This window comes from Amycolatopsis sp. NBC_01488, assembly GCF_036227105.1.
Lineage (GTDB): Bacteria > Actinomycetota > Actinomycetes > Mycobacteriales > Pseudonocardiaceae > Amycolatopsis.
This window is the reverse complement of the sequence record NZ_CP109434.1, coordinates 5085476-5104642: the sequence shown is the minus strand read 5'-3', so window position 1 is coordinate 5104642 and position 19167 is coordinate 5085476. Positions and strand designations below refer to the sequence as shown.

General features: G+C 71.8%; 20 protein-coding genes and 1 tRNA gene. 10 read left to right on the top strand and 11 right to left on the bottom strand.

Features of this window, described 5'->3' with window-relative positions:
* The first annotated feature begins 141 nt into the window (after positions 1-141).
* Complete coding sequence (locus tag OG738_RS24695) at positions 142-2082, top strand: putative Ig domain-containing protein (RefSeq protein WP_329044422.1); 1941 nt, start codon at positions 142-144, stop codon at positions 2080-2082.
* A 290-nt stretch (positions 2083-2372) separates the two neighbouring features.
* On the opposite strand, the gene OG738_RS24690 is transcribed toward OG738_RS24695, so the two are convergent.
* Positions 2373-2717, bottom strand: a complete 345-nt coding sequence (locus OG738_RS24690) for an ArsR/SmtB family transcription factor (protein ID WP_329044420.1) — start codon at positions 2715-2717, stop codon at positions 2373-2375.
* 289 nt (positions 2718-3006) lie between these two features.
* On the opposite strand from OG738_RS24690, the gene OG738_RS24685 reads away from it, so the two are divergent.
* Genes OG738_RS24685 through OG738_RS24675 form a run of 3 tightly spaced genes read left to right on the top strand, consistent with a single transcriptional unit; the run spans position 3007 to position 5440 of the window.
* Positions 3007-3288, top strand: a complete 282-nt coding sequence (locus OG738_RS24685; protein ID WP_329044419.1) for a DUF1490 family protein — start codon at positions 3007-3009, stop codon at positions 3286-3288.
* 5 nt (positions 3289-3293) lie between these two features.
* Positions 3294-3881, top strand: a complete 588-nt coding sequence (locus tag OG738_RS24680; protein WP_329044417.1) for a hypothetical protein — start codon at positions 3294-3296, stop codon at positions 3879-3881.
* The gene (locus tag OG738_RS24675) at positions 3845-5440 is read left to right on the top strand and encodes a heavy metal translocating P-type ATPase (RefSeq protein WP_329044416.1); all 1596 of its coding nucleotides are present in this window, start codon (positions 3845-3847) and stop codon (positions 5438-5440) included. Before OG738_RS24680 ends, OG738_RS24675 begins: the two co-directional genes overlap by 37 nt.
* Before the next feature lie 154 nt (positions 5441-5594).
* On the opposite strand, the gene OG738_RS24670 is transcribed toward OG738_RS24675, so the two are convergent.
* Positions 5595-5667: transfer RNA gene (locus OG738_RS24670), tRNA-Asn, on the bottom strand.
* Between the two features lie 163 nt (positions 5668-5830).
* Between OG738_RS24670 and OG738_RS24665 the strand changes: the two genes are divergently transcribed.
* Entirely contained in the window at positions 5831-6001 is a 171-nt protein-coding gene (locus OG738_RS24665) for a hypothetical protein (RefSeq protein ID WP_166641722.1), read from the top strand.
* Here OG738_RS24665 and OG738_RS24660 read toward each other — a convergent pair.
* The 3 genes from OG738_RS24660 to dnaG are packed head-to-tail and all read right to left on the bottom strand — an operon-like array spanning position 5998 to position 9244.
* A complete protein-coding gene (locus OG738_RS24660) occupies positions 5998-6759 on the bottom strand; it encodes a trans-aconitate 2-methyltransferase (protein WP_329044414.1) in 762 nt (253 codons plus the stop codon). The two genes, OG738_RS24665 and OG738_RS24660, sit on opposite strands and share 4 nt — an antisense overlap.
* A gap of 48 nt (positions 6760-6807) precedes the next feature.
* Positions 6808-7329: a hypothetical protein gene (locus OG738_RS24655; RefSeq protein ID WP_329044413.1), complete on the bottom strand. Its 522-nt coding sequence runs from the start codon at positions 7327-7329 to the stop codon at positions 6808-6810.
* 1 nt (position 7330) lies between these two features.
* Positions 7331-9244 carry a DNA primase gene (gene dnaG, locus OG738_RS24650; RefSeq protein ID WP_329044411.1) on the bottom strand — a complete coding sequence of 638 codons (1914 nt, stop codon included), beginning with the start codon at positions 9242-9244 and terminating at the stop codon, positions 7331-7333.
* 61 nt (positions 9245-9305) lie between these two features.
* Between dnaG and OG738_RS24645 the strand changes: the two genes are divergently transcribed.
* Positions 9306-10259, top strand: a complete 954-nt coding sequence (locus OG738_RS24645; RefSeq protein WP_329044410.1) for a sigma-70 family RNA polymerase sigma factor — start codon at positions 9306-9308, stop codon at positions 10257-10259.
* Between the two features lie 27 nt (positions 10260-10286).
* On the opposite strand, the gene OG738_RS24640 is transcribed toward OG738_RS24645, so the two are convergent.
* Together OG738_RS24640 and OG738_RS24635 are read right to left on the bottom strand one after the other, a co-directional pair.
* On the bottom strand, positions 10287-10853 hold the full coding sequence (locus OG738_RS24640) for a carboxymuconolactone decarboxylase family protein (RefSeq protein WP_329044409.1): 567 nt from the start codon (positions 10851-10853) through the stop codon (positions 10287-10289).
* A 22-nt stretch (positions 10854-10875) separates the two neighbouring features.
* Complete coding sequence (locus OG738_RS24635) at positions 10876-12234, bottom strand: MFS transporter (protein WP_329044408.1); 1359 nt, start codon at positions 12232-12234, stop codon at positions 10876-10878.
* A gap of 24 nt (positions 12235-12258) precedes the next feature.
* Between OG738_RS24635 and OG738_RS24630 the strand changes: the two genes are divergently transcribed.
* Complete coding sequence (locus OG738_RS24630) at positions 12259-12711, top strand: MarR family winged helix-turn-helix transcriptional regulator (RefSeq protein ID WP_329044406.1); 453 nt, start codon at positions 12259-12261, stop codon at positions 12709-12711.
* Here OG738_RS24630 and OG738_RS24625 read toward each other — a convergent pair.
* Complete coding sequence (locus OG738_RS24625) at positions 12708-13418, bottom strand: carboxymuconolactone decarboxylase family protein (protein ID WP_329044405.1); 711 nt, start codon at positions 13416-13418, stop codon at positions 12708-12710. The genes OG738_RS24630 and OG738_RS24625 overlap by 4 nt on opposite strands.
* Before the next feature lie 103 nt (positions 13419-13521).
* On the opposite strand from OG738_RS24625, the gene OG738_RS24620 reads away from it, so the two are divergent.
* Together OG738_RS24620 and OG738_RS24615 are read left to right on the top strand one after the other, a co-directional pair.
* Entirely contained in the window at positions 13522-14121 is a 600-nt protein-coding gene (locus tag OG738_RS24620; protein WP_329044404.1) for a TetR/AcrR family transcriptional regulator, read from the top strand.
* 38 nt (positions 14122-14159) lie between these two features.
* A complete protein-coding gene (locus OG738_RS24615) occupies positions 14160-14510 on the top strand; it encodes a VOC family protein (RefSeq protein WP_329044402.1) in 351 nt (116 codons plus the stop codon).
* Positions 14511-14579: 69 nt separating this feature from the next.
* Here OG738_RS24615 and OG738_RS24610 read toward each other — a convergent pair whose 3' ends face one another.
* Positions 14580-15119, bottom strand: coding sequence for a DinB family protein (locus tag OG738_RS24610; RefSeq protein ID WP_329044401.1), 540 nt, complete (start codon positions 15117-15119; stop codon positions 14580-14582).
* A 50-nt stretch (positions 15120-15169) separates the two neighbouring features.
* On the opposite strand from OG738_RS24610, the gene OG738_RS24605 reads away from it, so the two are divergent.
* Positions 15170-15844, top strand: coding sequence for an alpha/beta fold hydrolase (locus OG738_RS24605; protein WP_329044400.1), 675 nt, complete (start codon positions 15170-15172; stop codon positions 15842-15844).
* A gap of 234 nt (positions 15845-16078) precedes the next feature.
* On the opposite strand, the gene OG738_RS24600 is transcribed toward OG738_RS24605, so the two are convergent.
* Together OG738_RS24600 and OG738_RS24595 are read right to left on the bottom strand one after the other, a co-directional pair.
* Positions 16079-17890, bottom strand: a complete 1812-nt coding sequence (locus tag OG738_RS24600; RefSeq protein WP_329044399.1) for a glycosyl transferase — start codon at positions 17888-17890, stop codon at positions 16079-16081.
* The gene (locus OG738_RS24595) at positions 17887-18978 is read right to left on the bottom strand and encodes a serpin family protein (protein ID WP_329044398.1); all 1092 of its coding nucleotides are present in this window, start codon (positions 18976-18978) and stop codon (positions 17887-17889) included. Before OG738_RS24595 ends, OG738_RS24600 begins: the two co-directional genes overlap by 4 nt.
* Positions 18979-19167: the final 189 nt, after the last annotated feature.

The following is a 19167-nucleotide window of genomic DNA, read 5'->3' as shown; positions in this document are numbered from 1 at the left end:
GTTCCTTGGTGGTCCGTTCGGCGGCTTTCCCTCGCAGCGCGCCCGGCGAAACGACGGCACCGTCCGAAGGTCGCTACCCGCGCGGGAGCGCGCCATGTAGACAGTGGACTCCCGTTCGCATGCATCTCTCTGGGAGGGATCGTGTCCCGTTCACCCCGAAGAATCCTCGCCGTCGCCGGACTCGCGGCGCTGGCACTGACCACACCCGCGGTAGCGGCACCGGCCATCGCCGCGCCCGCGGCGACCGCCGCCGTCCACCCGACCGCACGCGTCTGCGCCACGGTCGCAAAACCAGGTATGGCAACGTGTTTCGCGGAACGCCAGACCGACACCATGCGCGCCCTGCTCGCGCCCAACGCCCTGCCCAGCGGCTTCGGCCCGTCCGGTCTGCGCAGCGCCTACAACCTGACCGCGAGCGGCAGCGCGTCCGCGACAGTGGCAATTGTGGACTCCAACGACGACCCCAACGCCGAATCCGACCTCGCCACCTACCGCTCCACCTACGGCCTGCCGGCCTGCACCACCGCCAACGGCTGCTTCAAGAAGGTCAACGAAAACGGCCAGACCAGCCCCCTGCCCACTGCGGACAGCGGCTGGGCCGGCGAGATCTCCCTCGACGTCGACATGGTCTCCGCCATCTGCCCCAACTGCCACATCCTGCTCGTCGAAGCCAGCCAGCCGAGCACCGCCGACCTCGGCACCGCGGTGAACACCGCCGTGTCGCTGGGCGCCAAGTACGTGTCCAACAGCTACGGCGGCAGTGAGGACGGCAGCGAAGCCAGCTACGACTCCAGCTACTTCCACCACCCGGGCGTCGCGATCACCGCCAGCACCGGCGACTCCGGCTACGGCATCAGCTACCCGGCCTCCTCGCAGTACGTCACCGCGGTCGGCGGCACCTCGCTGACCCAGGGCGGCGGCACCCGCGGCTGGACCGAAACCGCCTGGAGCGGCGCCGGCAGCGGCTGCTCGATCTCGGTGACCAAGCCGTCGTTCCAGAACGTCACCACCGGCTGCAGCAAGCGCGCCGACGCCGACGTCTCGGCCGTGGCCGACCCGCAAACCGGGGTCGCCGTCTACCAGACCTACGGCGGCAGCGGCTGGGCCGTCTACGGCGGCACCAGCGCCTCGTCGCCGATCATCGCCTCGGTCTACGCCCTCGCCGGCAACCCCGGCGCCTCCGACACCCCGGCCGCCTATCCCTACTCCCACAGCGGAAACCTCTACGACGTGACCTCCGGCAGCAACGGCAGCTGCTCGGTCACCGTGCAGTGCAAGGCCGGCGCCGGCTGGGACGGCCCGACCGGGCTCGGCACCCCCAACGGCACCGCCGCCTTCACCGCCGGCGGCTCCGGCCCCGGCCCGGTCACCGCGAACAACCCCGGCAGCCAGACCGGCACCGTCGGCACCGCGGCCAGCCTGCAACTGTCGGCCTCCGGCGGCAGCGGCGGCTACACCTGGACCGCCACCGGCCTGCCCGCCGGGCTCTCCATCAGCACCGCCGGGCTGGTCTCCGGCACGCCGACCACCGCCGCCACCTACTCGGTCACCGCGACCGCCAAGGACTCCAGCGGCGCCACCGGCAGCACCACCTTCAGCTGGACGATCAACCCCGCCGGAGGCGGTGGCTGTTCCGGCCAGAAGCTGGGCAACCCCGGCTTCGAAACCGGCACCAGCCCCTGGACCGCGTCCGCCGGCATCATCACCACCTCCGCCGACGGTGAAGCCCCGCACACCGGCACCTACCTGGCCTACCTCGACGGCTACGGCAGCACCCACACCGACACGCTCTCCCAGTCGGTGACCATCCCCGCCGGCTGCCACGCGACCCTGACCTACTACCTGCACATCGACACCGCCGAGACCACCACCACGACGGCCTACGACAAGCTGACCGTCAAGGCCGGCTCGACCACTCTGGCCACCTACTCCAACCTCAACAAGGCCACCGGCTACCAGCAGCGCACCGTCGACGTCTCGGCCTACGCCGGGCAGACGGTGACCCTGACCTTCACCGGCACCGAAGACTCGTCCCTGCAGACCTCGTTCTGCATCGACGACACCGCGGTGACCCTGAGCTGACCGGCGTTTCGGGAGAGCCACCTCGAGCCCCTCGAGGTGGCTCTCCCGCGACGTCTCAGTATTCGCAGGGATCGTTCGGAGCGGTGAGCCGGACCGTCACCGGGAAGTGACGAGCTCGTTGACCGGCAACGGAACCACGTCTCCGATCGGCAAGGGTGCGAACGCCACGGCGGTGGCCGCGGCCGCGCTCGCCGGTTCGCGACGGCCTCGGCCGACGCGACCTACTCGTTCAAGGTTCTCCCCTAGCGCGGACCGGTCGTGAGTGAGAAACAGGGTTAGAACACTGTTTCTCACTCACGACCCGCGGCGGCCCGCACGTGCTCACCGTGCCGGACGATCGCGTCCAGGAGCGCGGTCACGTGCTCGTTGCGAAGCCGGTAGAACACGCTTCGGCCGTCGCGCACCCCACTGACCAGGCCTGCCGCGCGCAGGAGACCCAGATGGTGCGAGACCGAAGGCTGCCTGAGGCCGAGCGCCTCGCTCAGCGTCGTCACCGCGAGCGGACCGTCGCGCAGCTGGGCGAGGATCAGCAATCGGCTCGGAGCGGCGAGTGCCTGCAACATCGCTGCCACCGCAGGGGCATTCCGGGCATCGAGCCAGGCAGCGAGGTGAGCGTCACCCGGGCCCTGTTCCATGGTCGGCACTGTAGCTTTTGGACGGTAACAAACGGGTATTCATAATCATATTCCTATTTCCTAATGAAAGAGAACGCGGCCGGGGAAATAGGCCTTTCAAGGATTTGGTCCGGTTCCTCGATGTGGGCAGGTTCACGAACGACAGCCGGTAACGACAACCATTGCCAGGTAGGATGGGCTGTCAGGACACGAGCCGCCCGCGGGGTTAGGCTCGCAGGTCTCGCATCGCCGGTGCCCCTTCGCCGCAGGCGAGGCCGGTGCCGGTGAGCTGGATGACTGAGGAGGCCTGGTGGTGCTGGGTGGGATCGCCGCCAAGGCGGTGGGCGTGGTGGTGACCGGTGTGGCCGGGGCGGCGGTCTACGACGGCGTCAAGCGGGTCGCCCGCTCGGGTGTATTCCGGTCGGCGACGGTGACGGTGACGGCGTGGGGCCTGAAGGGCGCCCGCGCGGCCGAGACCGGGGCGGAAAAGGTGCGGCTGGCGACCGCCGACGTGCTCAGCGAGGCCCGGGAGCGGATCGGGGAGCAGGCGCCGGTCCCCGGCGCGCAGGCCGGGCACGGACACGAGCACTGAGTGCCGTGCCGGACGCCCCGCTGACCCTCGTCTCCGACGCCGCCGGCCGGGCCCGGTTCGTCGGGGAGACGCTGCGTGACAGCCTGGCGCGCGCGGTCGCCGTCGAGGACGCCGCCGACCGGGTCGCGGGCGTGCGGCAGGTACACGCCTATCCGCGCACCGGCAGCGTCGTGGTCTGGTACGACCGGCACCGCTGCGACCGGCACGAACTGGTGACGGCCATCGAAGCGGCGCTGCGCTCGGATCCGGCCGCGCCGGTCGCGCGGGCACCCCGCTCGGCCGACGTCCGCACCACCGACATGCTGCGCATGGTGGCCGGCGGTGCCGCCCTGCTGCTGCTCGGCCTGCGGCGCTACGGGCTGCGCCGGCCCCCGATGCTCGGCCCGGCGAGCCGCACGGCGGCGACGGCGGTCACGATCTTCACCGGGTACCCGTTCCTGCGGGGCGCGCTGCGGTCGTTGTCGGGCGGGCGCGGCGCCGGGACCGACGCGCTGGTGTCGGCCGCGACCGTGGCGAGCCTGGTGCTGCGGGAGAACGTCGTCGCGTTGACCGTGCTGTGGCTGCTGACATCGGCGAGTACCTGCAGGACCTGACGCTGCGGCGGAGCAGGCGGGCGATCTCGGAGCTGCTCACCGGCGCGCAGACCCGGACCTGGGTGCGCACCCCACAGGGCGTCGAGGTCGAAGCCGACATCGCCGACCTGCTGCTCGGCGACGACGTGGTCGTCCACGAACAGGTGGTCCTGCCGGTCGACGGGGTGGTCGTCGAGGGCGAGGGCATCGTGGACCAGGCCGCGGTCACCGGCGAGCAGCTGCCCGTCGCGGTCGGTCCCGGAATGGCGCTGCACGCGGGTTCGGTACTGCTGCGCGGCCGGATCGTGGTACGAGCCACGGCGGTGGGCACCGACACCGCGATCGGACGGATCATCGCCCGCGTCGAACAGGCCCAGGGCGACCGGGCGCCGATCCAGACCGTCGGGGACACCTTCTCCCGCCGGTTCGTGCCCGCCTCGTTCGCGCTCTCGGCACTGACGTTGCTGGTGACGCGGGACGTGCGCCGGGCGATGACGATGCTGCTGGTGGCCTGCCCGTGCGCGGTCGGGCTGGCCACGCCGACGGCGATCAGCGCCGCGATCGGCAACGGCGCCCGCCGCGGCATCCTGATCAAGGGCGGCGCGCACCTGGAGGCCGCCGGCCGGGTCGACGCGATCGTGTTCGACAAGACCGGAACGCTGACCCTGGGCCGCCCGGTGGTGACGAACGTGATCTCCTTCGCCGACACGTGGTCGCCGGAGCAGGTCCTCGCCTACGCCGCCAGCTCCGAGATCCACTCCCGGCACCCCCTCGCCCCAGCGGTCATCCGCTCCACCGAGGAACGGCGGATCGAAATCCCCCCGCACGAGGAATGCGCGGTCCTGCTCGGGCAAGGGATGCGGGTCCAAAGCGACGGGCGGGTCATGCTCATCGGCAGCGTCGAGCTGCTGCGCCGAGAGAACATCGCGATCTCCGAGGACGCTGCCCGCTGGGTGCGCAAGCTGCAACGGGACGCCGAAACACCGCTCCTGCTGGCCGTCGACGGCAAGCTGACCGGTCTGGTATCGCTACGTGACACGGTGCGCCCGGAATCGCGGGAAGTGCTCGCCGCGCTGCGCGCAGACGGCGTCCGGCGCATCGTGCTGCTCACCGGCGACCACCCGGCCACCGCGGCGGCGGTCGCGGCCGAACTCGGGATCGACGAATTCCGCGCCCAAGTCCTGCCCGAGCAGAAACAAGACGTCGTCCGCCAGCTGCAAGCCGAGGGACACACCGTCGCGGTCGTCGGCGACGGCACCAACGACGCGCCCGCCCTCGCGCTGGCCGACATCGGCATCGCGATGGGCGCCGGCGGCACCGACGTCGCCGTGGAAACCGCCGACGTCGCCCTCGCCACCGACGACCTGCGAGCGCTGCTCGACCTACGCGACCTCGGCCGCCGCAGCATCACCCTGATCCGCCAGAACTACGGAATGTCCATCGCAGTCAACGCAATCGGGCTCGCCGTCTCCGCCGCCGGCGGACTCTCCCCGGTGGCCGCGGCGATCCTGCACAACGCATCCTCGGTCGCCGTCGTCGGCAACAGCTCACGCCTGATCCGCTACCGGATCAACCGGTAGCAGGGGGCCAACCACCGCAGCGAGCAGCCAACCTGGGGAACGCCGAAGTTCTGGAGGCGATGATGCCCGCAACAGCGGCGCCCTGACGGAGTTTCTCATCGCTCCACAACACAGAGAAGCCCAGGCCACTGGCCTGGGCTTTCTCGTCGGTAAGCTCCCCCGCTTGGACTCGAACCAAGAACCCTCCGGTTAACAGCCGAATGCTCTGCCAGTTGAGCTACAGGGGAATGTCGCTCACTTCCGGTGCCGGTCTCCGACCGACGAGAAGAACTCTAACCCATGCCCTCCACCGGCTTCGCGGCACCCCCCACTTGGCGCAGCCGCCCCCTCGGGGTGTTTTCCTGGACAATGGACAGTCGGACGACCTACGGACGGAAGGCGTGGACGCGGATGAAAAAGTTCCTGCTGGGGGCAGGCCTGGGGTACGTGCTGGGCGCCAAGGCAGGCCGGGGGCGGTACGAGCAGCTCGTGCGCACCTACCGCCGGGTCGTCGACCATCCGATGGTGCAGGGGGCCGCCGGGGTCGCCCGGGCCAAGATCAGCGAGAAGGTGCGCCGCTAGACCTGGGCCACGAAGAACACGCGGCGGAACTCGAACCACGTCGTGCCGTCGGCGCGGGTCGGGTACGCCGAAGCCAGCCGCGGGGCCAGCTCGGCGCGGAACTGCTCCCACTCGGCGTCGGGCAGGGCCGCCCGGATCGGGCGCAGCGCCGTCCCGGTGATCCACTCCAGCACCGGCGACGGCCCGCGCAGAGGCTGCACGTACGTCGTTTCCCAGGCGTCGACGCCGCAGCCAGCGTCGGCCAGGAGGTTCGCGTACTCGAGCGGGCTCGAGACCGCGTCGTCCTCGCGCAGGACGACGTCGGCCAGCCGCGACGACCACGCGGGGGACGCCGCCAGTTCCCGCGTCAGCGCGTGCGAAGGCGCGTTGAAGTTGCCCGGCACCTGGATCGCCAGGTAAGCCCCCGAGGGCAGTGCGGAAGCCCAGCGGCGGAGCAACGGCGAGTGGTCCGGCACCCACTGCAGGACGGCGTTCGAGACGACGACGTCGGTGTCCGGCGCCGGCGTCCAGTCGCGGACGTCGAGCAGCGACGCGTCGAGACCGCGGGAGCGCGCGGCGGCCACCATTTCAGGTGAACTATCGCCGCACTCCAGGGCCGCGCCGGGCCAGCGGTCCCGGAGCGACACCGTCAGGTTCCCCGGACCGCAGCCGAGGTCGACGACGCGTCGCGGCGCGGTGGCACCGATGCGCGAGACCAGGTCGTAGAACGGCCGGGCCCGCAGGTCGGCGTAGTCGAGGTACTTGTCCGGATCCCACACGGCAGCCTCCCAGCAAACAGTACGCCTGTACTGAGTACGAGCGTACTGCTATTCGGCGGGGTTGACCAGCTTCGCGGCGACCTGCTCGGCGATGGCCGTCACCAGCTCGGCATCCGTGCCCGGGTCGGGCCGGACCTGCAGGACGCTGCCGTCGCGGCCGGGCACCTTGCGCTGCACGAACCACGCGCCCCCGGCCCCGATCTCCTGCCGGTGCCGCGAGCGGATCGAGCCCTCGACGCGCAGGTGCACCTCGCGCGGCACCTTGCCCGGCGAGGGCAGCCGGTAGCGGACCGGCGGCCGGTCGGCCAGCACGACCGCCGACCCCGCCGTGCCCACCTCGGCCGACTCGGTCAGCGTGAAGACGCCGTCCGCCCAGGCCGCCTTGCCGACGAGGTGCCAGCCGACGCGCCGCGCCCCGTCTTCGGCAGGGACCCACAGCCCGAGCTGCGTCACGACGAGGTGCCCGCCGCCCTCGACCGGGGCGCTGTCGACGACGTCCTCGCCCGGCTCCAGGACGCCGGCGAACCCGGCCGGCGTGCGGTCGCCCAGCAACCGGCGCAGGAACCCCACGTCAGCCCCACGCGCCGGCGGCGGCCTGCTCGCCCAGCGACTTCTTGTACTGCTCCAGCGCGACGAGGTCGCCGAACAGCGCGCGGTAGTCGTCCGGCGCTTCGACCGGCGAGAGCCGCTGCAGCTTGCCCTTGATCTCCGCGATCTGCCGGCCGACGAGCCCCTCCTGCAGCCGGGCGAGGATCGACGAGATGTACCGGGAGTCGACTTCGTCCTTGGCCTGCAACGGTTCCACGGCCAGCTCGGACAGCACGCGCCGGACCGTCCCTTCCGGACAGTGCGGGGCCGCCGCGTCCAGCAGCGCCGGGCCGGTCAGGCCCGAGCCCGCACCGCCCGCCTTGAGCACGGCCTCGTGCACCGCGACGTACACCGGGTGCGTGAACGCCTCCAGCGGCAGCGCGTCGTACTCCGGCCCGGCGATCGCGGGCTGCTGCAGCGCGGCCTTCAACGCCTCGCGCTGGACGGCGAACCGCGGGTCCTTCGGCGCCGGGCGGGCCACGTCCGGCGTCGCCGAAGCCTCCGGAGCACCGACGCGGGCCGGTTGCTTGAGGGGCGGGCCGCCACGCCGGTCGGTCGCGCCCGCGCTGCCGCGGACCCGGTTGACCACCTGCGCGACGTCCTGCCAGCCGACCCACCAGGCGAGCTTCGACGCGTAGCCGTCGCGGGCCGCGCGGTCCTTGATCGACGCGACCATCGGCACTGTCTTCTGCAGCGCCGCGACCTGGCCGTCGACCGAGTCGAGGTCGTAGTTCTTGAGCGTGCTCCGGATGACGAACTCGAACAGCGGGGTCCGCCGCGCGACCAGGTCCTTCACCGCGCTGTCGCCCTTGGCCAGCCGCAGCTCGCACGGGTCCATGCCGTCCGGCGCGACCGCGATGTAGGTCTGACCGGCGAACGTCTGGTCACCCTCGAACGCCTTGAGTGCGGCTTTCTGGCCCGCTTCGTCGCCGTCGAAGGTGAAGATCACTTCGCCGCGGAAGGCGTCGTCGTCCATCATCAGCCGGCGAAGCACCTTCATGTGGTCTTCGCCGAACGCCGTGCCCGACGACGCGACCGCCGTCGGCACGCCCGCCGCGTGCATCGCCATCACGTCGGTGTAGCCCTCGACCACGACGACCTGGTGCCGCTTCGCGATCTCGCGCTTGGCCAGGTCGAGGCCGAACATGACCTGCGACTTCTTGTAGATCGGCGACTCGGCGGTGTTGAGGTACTTCGCCGAGATCCGGTCGTCGTCGAACAGCCGCCGGGCACCGAAGCCGACGACCTCGTTGCCGACGTCGCGGATCGGCCAGACGAGGCGCCGGTGGAAGCGGTCCATCGGGCCGCGCTGGCCCTCCTTGGACAGCCCCGCCGTCAGCAGCTCCTTGACCTCGAAACCGCGGTTGAGCAGGTGCTTCGTCAGCTTGTCCCAGCCGCCGGGGGCGTACCCGCAGCCGAACGTCTTCGCCGCGGCCGCGTCGAACCCGCGCTCGGACAGGAAGTCCCGCGCCGCGCGCGCCTCGTCGGTGACCAGCTGCTCGGCGTAGAACTCCTGGGCGGCCCGGTGTGCCTCGATCAGCCGGCTGCGGCTGCCGCGGTCGCGCTGGATCGTCGCGCCGCCGCCTTCGTAGGTGAGCCGGATGCCGACCCGGTCGGCCAGCCGCTCGACGGCTTCCACGAACGTGATCAGGTCGATCTTCTGGATGAACTTGATCACGTCGCCGCCCTCGCCACAGCCGAAGCAGTGGAAGGTGCCGTGCGTCGGGCGGACGTTGAACGACGGGGTCTTCTCGTTGTGGAACGGGCAGAGGCCCTTCAGGCTGCCTCCACCGGCGCGGCGCAGCGCCACGTACTCCCCGACGACCTCGTCGATCCGGTTCCGCTCGCGCACCTCCGCGATGTCGCTCTCCCGAATCCGTCCTGCCACGGCGACCACTCTAGTCTGCTGCGCTGTCTCCCCTCGTCCCGTCTCCCCTCGCGTGCGGCACACTCGGGAGATGGCCTCCACGCCCACCGCCCAGGAAACCCTCGCCGCGGAGTTCGCCGCGCACCGCGATCACCTGATCGGGGTCGCCTACCGGCTGACCGGCACGCGTGCCGACGCCGAGGACGCGGTCCAGGAGTCCTGGCTGCGCCTGGCCGGGCTCGACGACGCCGGCCGCGTGGCGATCCGCGACCTGCGCGGCTGGCTCACCACGGTCGTCGGCCGGATCTGCCTCGACCGGCTCAAGTCGGCCCCCGCGCGGCGGGAGAAGTACGTCGGCAACTGGCTGCCCGAGCCGGTGGTGACGCCGTTCGGGCGGCCAGTGAGCGAAGATCCCCTCGACGTCGCGGTCCGTGACGACGGGCTGCGGATGGCCGCGCTGGTCGTGCTCGACAAGCTGACCCCGGAGCAGCGGGTCGCGTTCGTGCTGCACGACGCCTTCTCGGTGCCGTTCTCGGAGATCGCCGACGCGCTCGGCGTCTCGGCCGAGGCCGCTCGCCAGCACGCGTCCCGCGGCCGCAAGGCGCTCGCCGACGCCGACCCGGCGCCGCGCGTGCCGCTGGACGACCAGGCGAAGATCCTCAAGAAGTTCGTCACCGCGCTGCAGGAGGGCGACATCCGGGCGATGACCGAGCTGCTGGCTCCGGACGTCGTGCTCATCGGCGACTCGAACGGCAAGGGCCGCACCGCGCGCCAGCTCATCGTCGGGCCGGACAAGATCGCCCGGTTCTTCGTGGGCCTCATGCGCAAGTACGCGCCCGGCATGGCCGAGCGCGGCGAACCGGTGCTGGTCAACGGCGACCTCGGGATGTACCTGCCGCCGATGCCGGGCCGCGAGGGCTTCCTGGCGCTCGACGAGCACGTCCAGTCGGTCAGCATCCGCGACGGCAGGATCGTGGCCATCTACGACATCGTCAACCCGGACAAGCTGACCCGGATCACGCGTCCCGGCGCCGCGCCCGCGTGATGCCCGCGGCAGGTCCGATTCCCGGTCCTACGGGAGCGGGACGCGGCAGGCGTCACCCGAGGTGAAGCCCTGGTCGACGATGCCGAGCGCGCTGTTCATCCGGGCGCGCGAATTCTCCAGCGCGATCTGGTAGGTCAGTTCGACGACGCCGTCGCGGCCGAACTCGCGCTCCAGCTCGGCGACCTGCTCGTCGGTGACGGTGATCCGCTCGCCGGACATGGCGTCGGCGTAGGCGATCGCGAGCCGTTCCTGGTGGCTGAACGCGGGCGAGGTCGCGTAGTCGTCGATCTTCTTCAGCCGCTCGATGTCCAGGCCGTCGTGCTTCTGCAGCATCGTCCCGAAGTCGACGCACCACGAGCAGCCGATCCGGGTCGCGACGCGGTAGACGGCGAGCTCGCGCACGTTCGCCGGCACCTTCTTCGACGCCCGCTCGGCCAGCAGCTCGTGCACCAGGTACGTCCGCAGCAGGCCGCGGTGGTGCGCGGCGACGGCCATCGGCTCGGGCACCGCGCCGTAGCGCCGGCCGGCGATCCGGTAGGCCAGCTTGAGGAACAGGCCGGCTTCGGACGTCTTCTTCGCGGGGATGCGAGGCATCTGCGTTCTCCTTCGTTCGCGGTCACGAGGAGGACGAGACCGCCTCGGAAGACGTGACAGCGGGCGCGGTGACGCAGGCCACGAGCATGATCGCGGCCGCGGAAGCGAACACGACGGTGAGCCCGGCGGCACCGAGCGCGCCGGTCGTGGCCAGCGCGAGCCAGCCGAACACCGCGGCCCCGGCCAGCCCGCCGGCCTGCCGGGCGAAGGTCAGCGAGCCCAGCGTGACGCCCATCAGCTCGCGCCGGGCGCGGGTCTGGCCCAGGACGGTGTAGGCGGACGTGCAGACCGCGAAGGCCGCGCCGACCGCGAACAGCCCCGGTGCCAGGAGCCACGGCGTCCCGTCCCGGGCGGCCGCGACGGCGATCGCGGCGAGCCCGGCCGTGCCGAGCAGGCAGCCGGCCCGGCCCCACGCCGTCAGGTCCGGGCGGCGGCGGGCCAGCGCGGCGAACGACGCGGACAGCGTGAGCTGCCCGGCCGTCATCGCGACGAGCAGCGCGCCGGTCCCGGCCGCGCCCGCGCTCAGCGCGGCGACCAGCGCGACGTAGGTGAAGGTGCCGTAGAGGGCCGCGCCCGCCAGGCCGTTGACCACCACCGCGCGCGCCAGGACGGCGTCCGCGAAGACCTTCGGCGAGATCAGCGGGCTCTTCGCACGGCGTTGCCTGCGCACGAACAGGAATCCGGCGACCACGGCCGTTCCGGCCAGGACCGGCGTCCACAGTGGACTGCGCGCGAGGCCGTCGACGGTCCCGAGCGCGACGACCGCCGACCCCGCGGCCACGAGCAGGAGACTGCTCCCGACGTCGAACTTCTCCTGGGCGCGACGGGGTTTCGCAGGCAGTCCGCGCAGGCCGAGCACCAGGGCGGGCACGCACAGCGGGAGGTTGACCAGGAAGATCCACCGCCAGCCCGGGCCGGCGGCGAGGAGCCCGCCCAGCGGCGGCCCGCCGAGCGTGGCCGCCGCGAACACGGCGGTCTGCCAGCCCTGGCGGCGCAGCAGCTCATCGCGCTCGAACAGCTCGCCGAGCGCACTCATCGCCGTGACGATCAACCCGCTCCCGCCCAGGCCCTGCAGGGCGCGGGCGGCGACCAGCGAGCCGAGATCGGGCGCGGCGGCACACCACGCCGAGGCCGCGGCGAACACGAGAATCGAGGCGACGAAGGAGATTCGGCGGCCGTGGAGGTCGCCGAGCCTGCCGTGCAGCGGCGTCGCGACGGTGAGCGTGAGCAGGCCGGCGGCGGTCACCGCGACCAGCCCGGTGCGGGCGTGCAGGTCGGCGCCGACCGAGGGCAGGGCCGCGGCGACGATCAGGCCGTCGAGCTGGGCCATGGCCATGCCGAGCAGCAGGCCGGCGAAGGCGAGGTTCCGAGATGCGTGCATAAAGCACACATTATAACGTGCCTTATGCACGCATCAAGGTCCGACGGCGGCCCGGCCCTGTTCCGCCTGGTCCGCCACTGGGCGCGCCAGTGGGCCCCGGACGTCGTCGAGCGGTTCGCCGACGGCGCCCCACCGGCGTGGACCGTGCCGAACCTGTTCGTCATCCAGGCGATCGACGGCGCGGCCGGCGACGAGGTGACGGTCGCCGACGTCGCCCGCCAGCTGGGCGTCGACCGCTCGGTGGCCAGCCGGATGGTCGGCGAAGCGAGCCGCGACGGCTTCGTGGCGCGCTCGACGTCGGCCCGGGACGCGCGCCGCGCGGTACTGACCCTGACCGACACGGCGAAGGAGTTCCTCGCCGCTTCGCAGGCCCACCAGCGCCAGGCGTTCGAGGCGCTGGTGGGCGACTGGGACCGCGAAGATCGCGAACGGTTCGCGGCCTACCTCAGCCGGCTCGCGGACGAGGTCCTCGGTTAGCTCTCCGCCAGAATCGGGTTCAGCGCTTCCCAGGCGTGCCAGGCCCGGGTGACGCCGTACTGGGCGACGAACCGCAGCGCGGCCCGCACGTCCTCCGGTGCCGCGCCGCCGCGCCGGGCGCGCCCCACGTGCGCGCGGAACGTGTCGGCCAGCGTCTGGTAGTGGACGTCGACGCTGAGGCTGACCAGGCCGCGTTCGCGTTCGCTGAGCGTGCCGGGGCCATGGCCGGTGCGCATCCGCGACTGCAGGTCGAAGAACCCCGTGAAGTGCGGGTCCAGCTCGGTCAGCCGGGCCCGGGTCGGTTCCGGGAGCGGGCTGGGCGCCGCGTCCGGCCCGGTCGACAGCAGTTCCGGCGCGAGAGCTTCGGCTTCCGGGCGGGCGATGCCGAGTTCCTCCTCCAGTTCGGCGATCCGTTCGATGCCCGCCGTCGCGGCGTGGTAGCCGCAGTCGTAGGAGACGAACCGCAGCAGCGCGCGGATGTCCGCGGTGGACACTCCGGCGGCCAGCCCGGCCTGCACGTGGGCGCGGAAGGCCAAGCCCAGGCTCGCCTGGCAGACGTCGGCCGTGACGCTCAGGAACGCCTTCTCGCGGTCGGTCAGCTCCGGGACCGCCCGGACGTACTTCGCGGTCGCGCCGACCATCTGGGCGAAGACCGGGTCGAGAGCGGCGAGCCGCTCGAGGTTGGTCGGCGTTTCGGTCGTGGTCAAGATCGTGCTCCCTCAGTGTGGTGAACGTTCGTAGCGCTACAGCCGTAGTGCAAGTGACGCTACACCTGTAGCGCGATGGGTGTCCAGCTACACTGGACCGACCATGACCGAGAACCGCCGCCGTCCCAACGCCCGCGGCCAGGGCGACCTGCTGCGCGATGAGATCGTCACGGCCGCCGTGCGGATGCTCGAGGAGCTGGCCGACGACGAAGCCCTCTCCCTGCGCGCCGTGGCGCGGGCGGTGTCGATCGCGGCGACGTCGGTCTACCTGCACTTCCCGGATCGCGACGCGCTCGTGCTGGCCGCGATGCGGCGCTGCCACGAGGAGCTGGTCCGCACCGGCGACGACGCCGCCGCGGCCGCGTCCGACCCGGCCGCCGCGCTACGCGCCCGCATCCTGGCGCAGGCGGACTGGGCGCGGGAGCACTCCGGGCTCTACAAGGTGCTGCACGAAAGCAAGGTCCACCGGCGCCACGGCATGCCGTTCAAGGAGGTCATGGTCGCGCGCACCACCGAGGCCGTCCAGGCGTGCATGGACGCCGGCCTGGCCCCGGCCGACGACGCCGCGACCGTGGCCATCGACCTGCGGACGGCCGTCAACGGCATGCTGGCGCAGCGGATCAACGAGCCCGATCTGCCGTGGCCGCCCGCCGGCGAGCAGCTCGACCGGTTCCTGGTGAAGCTGGTCGGCCTGCGGCGCTGACTTGTGATCACGCCCGGAACCGGCTTGGGTGTGCGGTTATGACTCCGGGTTTCCAGACGGTGATCCCGCGGATGGTGGTGAGCGATCTCGTCGCCGCCGTCGCGTTCCTGCGCACGGTCTTCGGCGCCACCGGGGAGGCCGAGGATGGGCGGCCCGCCGAGATCCGCATCGGCGACTCGCTCCTCATGGTGTCGGCCGAAGGCGAACGCGCGCTCTTCCCCGCGTTCCTCTACGTGTACGTCGCCGACGCGGACGCGACGTACCGCCGGGCCCTGGACTGCGGCGCGACAAGCATCGAAGCGCCGACGAACACGCCCTACGGCGACCGGCGCGCGATGGTCCGCGACCCGTTCGGCAACGTCTTCCAGATCGCCCACCGCCGTGGCTGACCGCGTCCCGCGGCTGCGCCAGGTCGTCCTCGACGACGGACGCGCGTGCGCTGGCCCGGCGGCCTGAACCTACTCGCCCGTGCTGCCGTCGATCGACTCGCGGATGAGGTCGGCGTGGCCGTTGTGGCGGCAGTACTCCTCGATCAGGTGGACCAGGATCCAGCGCAGGCTCGGCGTGCTGCCGTCCCGCCGCGTGTGCTTCGAAGGCTGCGCGAGACCGCCGTTCGCCAGCGCCTCCGCATAGCGCTCGCGGGATCGTGCGACCGCGTCCTGCCACAGTTCACTCAGCTGCTCCGGGGTGTCGTCGACGGCGGAATCCCAGTCCCAGTCCGGGGTTTCCCGCCAGTCGACGGCGTTCCACGGCGCCGCCGGCTCGCGGTCGAACAGGACACAGGAGAACCAGTAGTCCTCGACGTACGCGAGGTGCTTGAGCAGGCCGCCCAACGTCATCGTGGACGGCGGGTGCGTCGCGCGCAGGCCGGCCGCGTCCAGTCCGGCGCACTTCCAGGCCAGCGTGTCGCGGTGGAAGTCGAGGAAGCCGAGCAGCGTCGCGGCTTCGTCGCCGCCGACGGGCGGCTCGGTCCGCCCCTGGTCGTCCGTGGTGGTCACGGGCGCCGACTCTACCGAAACTGTCGGACCCCTCCGCTAGGTTTCCGATCATGGCTGAATTCGTTTTGGTGGCAGGGGCTTGGCTCGGCGCGTGGGCCTGGGACGACGTGGCACCGGCGCTGCGCGCGGCCGGGCACGGCGTGCACCCGGTGACGCTGTCGGGCCTCGCCGAACGGCGCGATGTGCCGGCCGGGCAGCGAACCCACGTGCGCGACATCGTCGAGGTCGCCTCGGGCTTTCGGGAGGTCGTGGTGGTGGGGCACAGCTACTCCGGCATCCCGGTGGGGCAGGCGGCCGAGCGGATCGGGAACCGGCTGAAACGCGCGGTGTTCGTCGACTCGAACGTCCCGGCCGACGGCGAGTCGTTCACATCGACGTGGAGCGCCGCCCAGGTTTCCGCGCTCACCGACCGCGGCTACTGGCCACCGCTGACGGCGGAAGACTATGCGGGCCAAGGACTTTCGGACGAGCAGATCGCCCGCGTAGTCGGCGGATCGACCCCGCACCCGGCGGCGTCCCTGACCGAGCCGGCGGAGGTGAGCGGTTCGCTCGGCGAGATCCCGGCGACGTACATCAAGTGCCTCCTCGACGGCGAGACCCCGAGCCCGGACGTCGTGAAGCTGCTCGAGAGCGAGCGCTGGGAGCTGGTGGAGATGGACACCGGTCGCTGGCCGATGTTTTCGCAACCGGCCGAGCTGGCACGGGTCCTGGTGGAGGCCGTGTGATCGCTTCGCGCGAGTCGGTCGCGCCCCACCGGTGAAGGCGACGGCGCGCGGGATCCGCAGCCGGGCGGCAGGACCAGCCGCCCAAGCGCGGCAACGACCGCCAGGTCGCACGCGCCAAACCACGTCCCGCGGTCACGGCGCCGGCGGGCGCACGCTCCAGATCCGCGCTCAGGCGGCGAAATCAACCTGGGTGGCCCATCGTGCGCGCCGAAGCACGTCTCGCGTACCGAGCGGTCACGGAGTCAGTGGGCGCACGTCCCAGATCCACACCCCGCCGACGAACTCCGCCGGCTTGCGCAGCAGAAGCTCCACAGTGGACTTCAGCGCTTCCTGGTTCTGGCGCGGGCCGACCACCAGCACGTCGGCATTCCAGTAGCGCAGGTCGGCTAGGGCCTGGGTGCGGTCGGCCTCGGTGATGTCCGCTGCCTGGCCTGTGCGCTCGACCTCGGCGAACAGGTCCGACGTCGGCCGCGGGACGGCGCCGTAGCGGCCGCGGCGGTCGTCCGGTGAGGTCGGGCCGACGAAGTAGCCCTCGGGCATCGGGTAGCCCAGGCCCGCGTCGACCTGCCAGTGCAGCGGTTCCGCCTCGCCGGTGCTCGGCAGCGGGACCGGCACCAGGGAGCCGCCCGGGGCGACGTACTGGCGCCAGATCCCGTCGGCGAAGAAGGGAGGGGAAAGCGGGCGCTCGTGCGTCACCAGCTCCGTCGGCGCGATCGGCAGCAGCACCGCCACCACCGCGCCGATCCAGATCATGCGCAGCGGGAAGGGTTGCTTGCCCTCCAAGGGTTCTCGCTGCTCGGCGGCCGCCGTCCAGACGCGGTGCGTGGCGATCGCGAGGAGGCCGCCGACCACCGGGATGCAGCCCATCGCGAGCCGGGACTCGAGCAGCGAGTCCAGCAGCGGCAGCTGCCCCAGCCACTTCCACGGCCCGGGCACGCCGGTGTCGTCGTGCGCCACCGTGATTTCGACGCCCAGCGAAAGGAGGGCCATCACGTACATCGTGATCGCCAGCGCCCGCGAGACGACGTCGCGCCACAGCCAGATCGTGAGCACCACCATGAGCACGATCAGCGGCCAGCCGAAGAAGGCGTTCTCCTCGGTGCGGTTCATCGACACGTCCGCGGCCGCGTCCGGCGAGCCGGCGATCGACTGCGTCGCGAAGCGCGTGAACGCCGCCGTGTCGTTGCCCGCCGACCCGTGCAGCAGCGAGTGGAAGCTCTGCGGGCCGAAGAACTGCCAGTACAGCGGGAACCCGGCGATCAGCAGCGCGACGACCGCGCCGACGCCCACCCCCTTGGCCAGCGGCGCCAGCATGCCGCGGATCTCCCCGCGGTGCGGGATCAGGTAGGCGATCGCGAAGACGGCGAACGTCAGCGCGAAGATCATCAGCGGTTCTTCGCCGAGCAGGATCTGCCACGCGACGAGCAGCCCGAGCACGATCCCGTTGCGCACCGGGCGTTCGCCGTGCGCGATCTGGATCGTCTTCAGCGCGATGAACGGCAGCACGAACAGCACGACGAAGTTCGGGTGCGCGTTGCCGTGCGAGATCATCGGCGGGGCGAAGCCGCAGAACGCGCCGCCGATCGCGGCCGCGGTGCGGTTGGGCACCAGGTGGCGGGAGAACACCCAGTACCAGCCGGTCGCGGTGCCGGCGAGCCCGGCGGTGAGCACGATCGCCCACGTCAGCGTCGCGCCGAAGGTCAGCGTGATCGGCGCCAGCGGGATGTTGAGGCCGAACATCGCCGCGTTCGCCGCCATGTTGACGCCGAGCGGGTAGTTCTGCAGGTCGGTGGTGAACGGGTTCTGGAAGTGCAGCACGGCCTTCGCGACGACCGTCGAGTACCACTCCCACTGGCTCTGGTCGGAGGCGCCGTTCCAGAGGTAGCCGCGCTTGAGGTCGAACCAGAGCCCGTTGTAGAGCAGGATCGTGAACAGCAGGAACCCGCCGGTGATGGCGGAGTCCTGCCACACCCAGCGCTTCGGGCCTTCGGGTGGTTCGGGGGCGGGCGGGACGAGTTCGGGGACGGCTTCGGACTTCAAGCTCACGGTTCGACCACCCTGGCGAGGAAGTGGAGGGCCCCGGTGCCGGCGTGCCGGACCAGCAGCAGGAACGGCCGGTCGACCGTCACGGTGACCGGGTCGTCGATGATCATCGAGGTGAGGCGCATGGTCAGCGCGGTCGCCGCGGCCCCCTCGAAGCCCTGTTCGTCCACCCGCAGCACGGCTTGGTGCAGCACCTCGGACACGGTGAGCCGCGGGTCCGGGGAGAGCCCGCTCAGGTCGGCCTCGTCGGTGAACATCGTGCGGACGCCGAGGCCGCGCAGCACGCCGGTGAGCGAGCTGGCGACGTCCAGCGAGATCTTCGGGAGCGCGAGCTCGACCGGCTTGAAGCCGATTCCGTCGAGCAGGTTCGTCAACGCGGCCTGGTCGAGGGCCGCTTCGGCTTCGGCGAGGTCGCCGTCGGGCAGCAGCACCACGGCCTGGAAGCCGCCCGCCGCGACCAGCCGCACGGCCTGCCAGCCGGCGGCGTGCGCGTAGCCGACGCGTTCGCTGAGCCACATGGTCGGCACGTCCCGGGTCCCGGACGGCGCGTGGAACGGCGCGTCAGCGGTGTTGGCCTCGCGGAACGGCAGCTTCCACGCGGCCTTCAGGTAGAGCGCATTGACCAGCACGGCCGCGACATCCCGGTCGATCGACCCGGGCGGCAGCAGCTGCGGGATGAGGCCGCGCGTGGTGCGCTCGACGTCCTCGTTGATCAGGGCGCGCGCGGCTTCGGGCTCGCTTTCGAAGGGCGCGCTCGCGACGGCGGCGCCGGGCCATTCGGCCAGCTCGGCCTTGAAGGAGTCTTCGAGCGGGAGCCGGTCGTCGGCCCACAGCGTGTTCGAGACGGCGACCTCGGGTTGCTCGCCTCGTGCCTCTTCGACCGGCTGCGCGGCCTCCCGCAGCAGGGTGGTCTGCCGGTCGGGATCCCCGAGCAGCGCGACGAGCTCGTCGCGGGTCTTCCCCCGGGCGGCCCGCGCAGCCAAGGTCAGCGCACTGGCCACCGAATACGGCGAGAAACAGGAGTTCCCGCCCCCGGCACCGAGGGCCGCGTGGACGGCGAGGGCGAACCGGAGGTGCCTGTCCGTGGCCATGCGGGCGAGAGTACCGGAACGGTTCACCCCACCGGGCGGCCACGCGGAAGTCCGCCCACCGGTGACAATCCCCCGCCCGCAACCGCACAACGGCATGCCAGAACCACCACACGCCCAGGTCCGCCCACCGCCCAGCCTCGGACCCGGCCCCGCCACCGGCTCCGGCTCCGGCTCCGGCTCCGGGAATCG

Bases quoted from the DNA above. Each gene is read 5' to 3' on its own strand.
- OG738_RS24690 (WP_329044420.1), bottom strand. From the start codon at position 2,717: ATGGAACAGGGCCCGGGTGACGCTCACCTCGCTGCCTGGCTCGATGCC.
- OG738_RS24665 (WP_166641722.1), top strand. From the start codon at position 5,831: ATGAAAAAGTTCCTGCTGGGGGCAGGCCTGGGGTACGTGCTGGGCGCC.
- OG738_RS24645 (WP_329044410.1), top strand. From the start codon at position 9,306: ATGGCCTCCACGCCCACCGCCCAGGAAACCCTCGCCGCGGAGTTCGCC.
- OG738_RS24640 (WP_329044409.1), bottom strand. From the start codon at position 10,853: ATGCCTCGCATCCCCGCGAAGAAGACGTCCGAAGCCGGCCTGTTCCTC.
- OG738_RS24635 (WP_329044408.1), bottom strand. From the start codon at position 12,234: ATGCACGCATCTCGGAACCTCGCCTTCGCCGGCCTGCTGCTCGGCATG.
- OG738_RS24630 (WP_329044406.1), top strand. From the start codon at position 12,259: ATGCACGCATCAAGGTCCGACGGCGGCCCGGCCCTGTTCCGCCTGGTC.
- OG738_RS24620 (WP_329044404.1), top strand. From the start codon at position 13,522: ATGACCGAGAACCGCCGCCGTCCCAACGCCCGCGGCCAGGGCGACCTG.
- OG738_RS24615 (WP_329044402.1), top strand. From the start codon at position 14,160: ATGACTCCGGGTTTCCAGACGGTGATCCCGCGGATGGTGGTGAGCGAT.
- OG738_RS24605 (WP_329044400.1), top strand. From the start codon at position 15,170: ATGGCTGAATTCGTTTTGGTGGCAGGGGCTTGGCTCGGCGCGTGGGCC.
- OG738_RS24595 (WP_329044398.1), bottom strand. From the start codon at position 18,978: ATGGCCACGGACAGGCACCTCCGGTTCGCCCTCGCCGTCCACGCGGCC.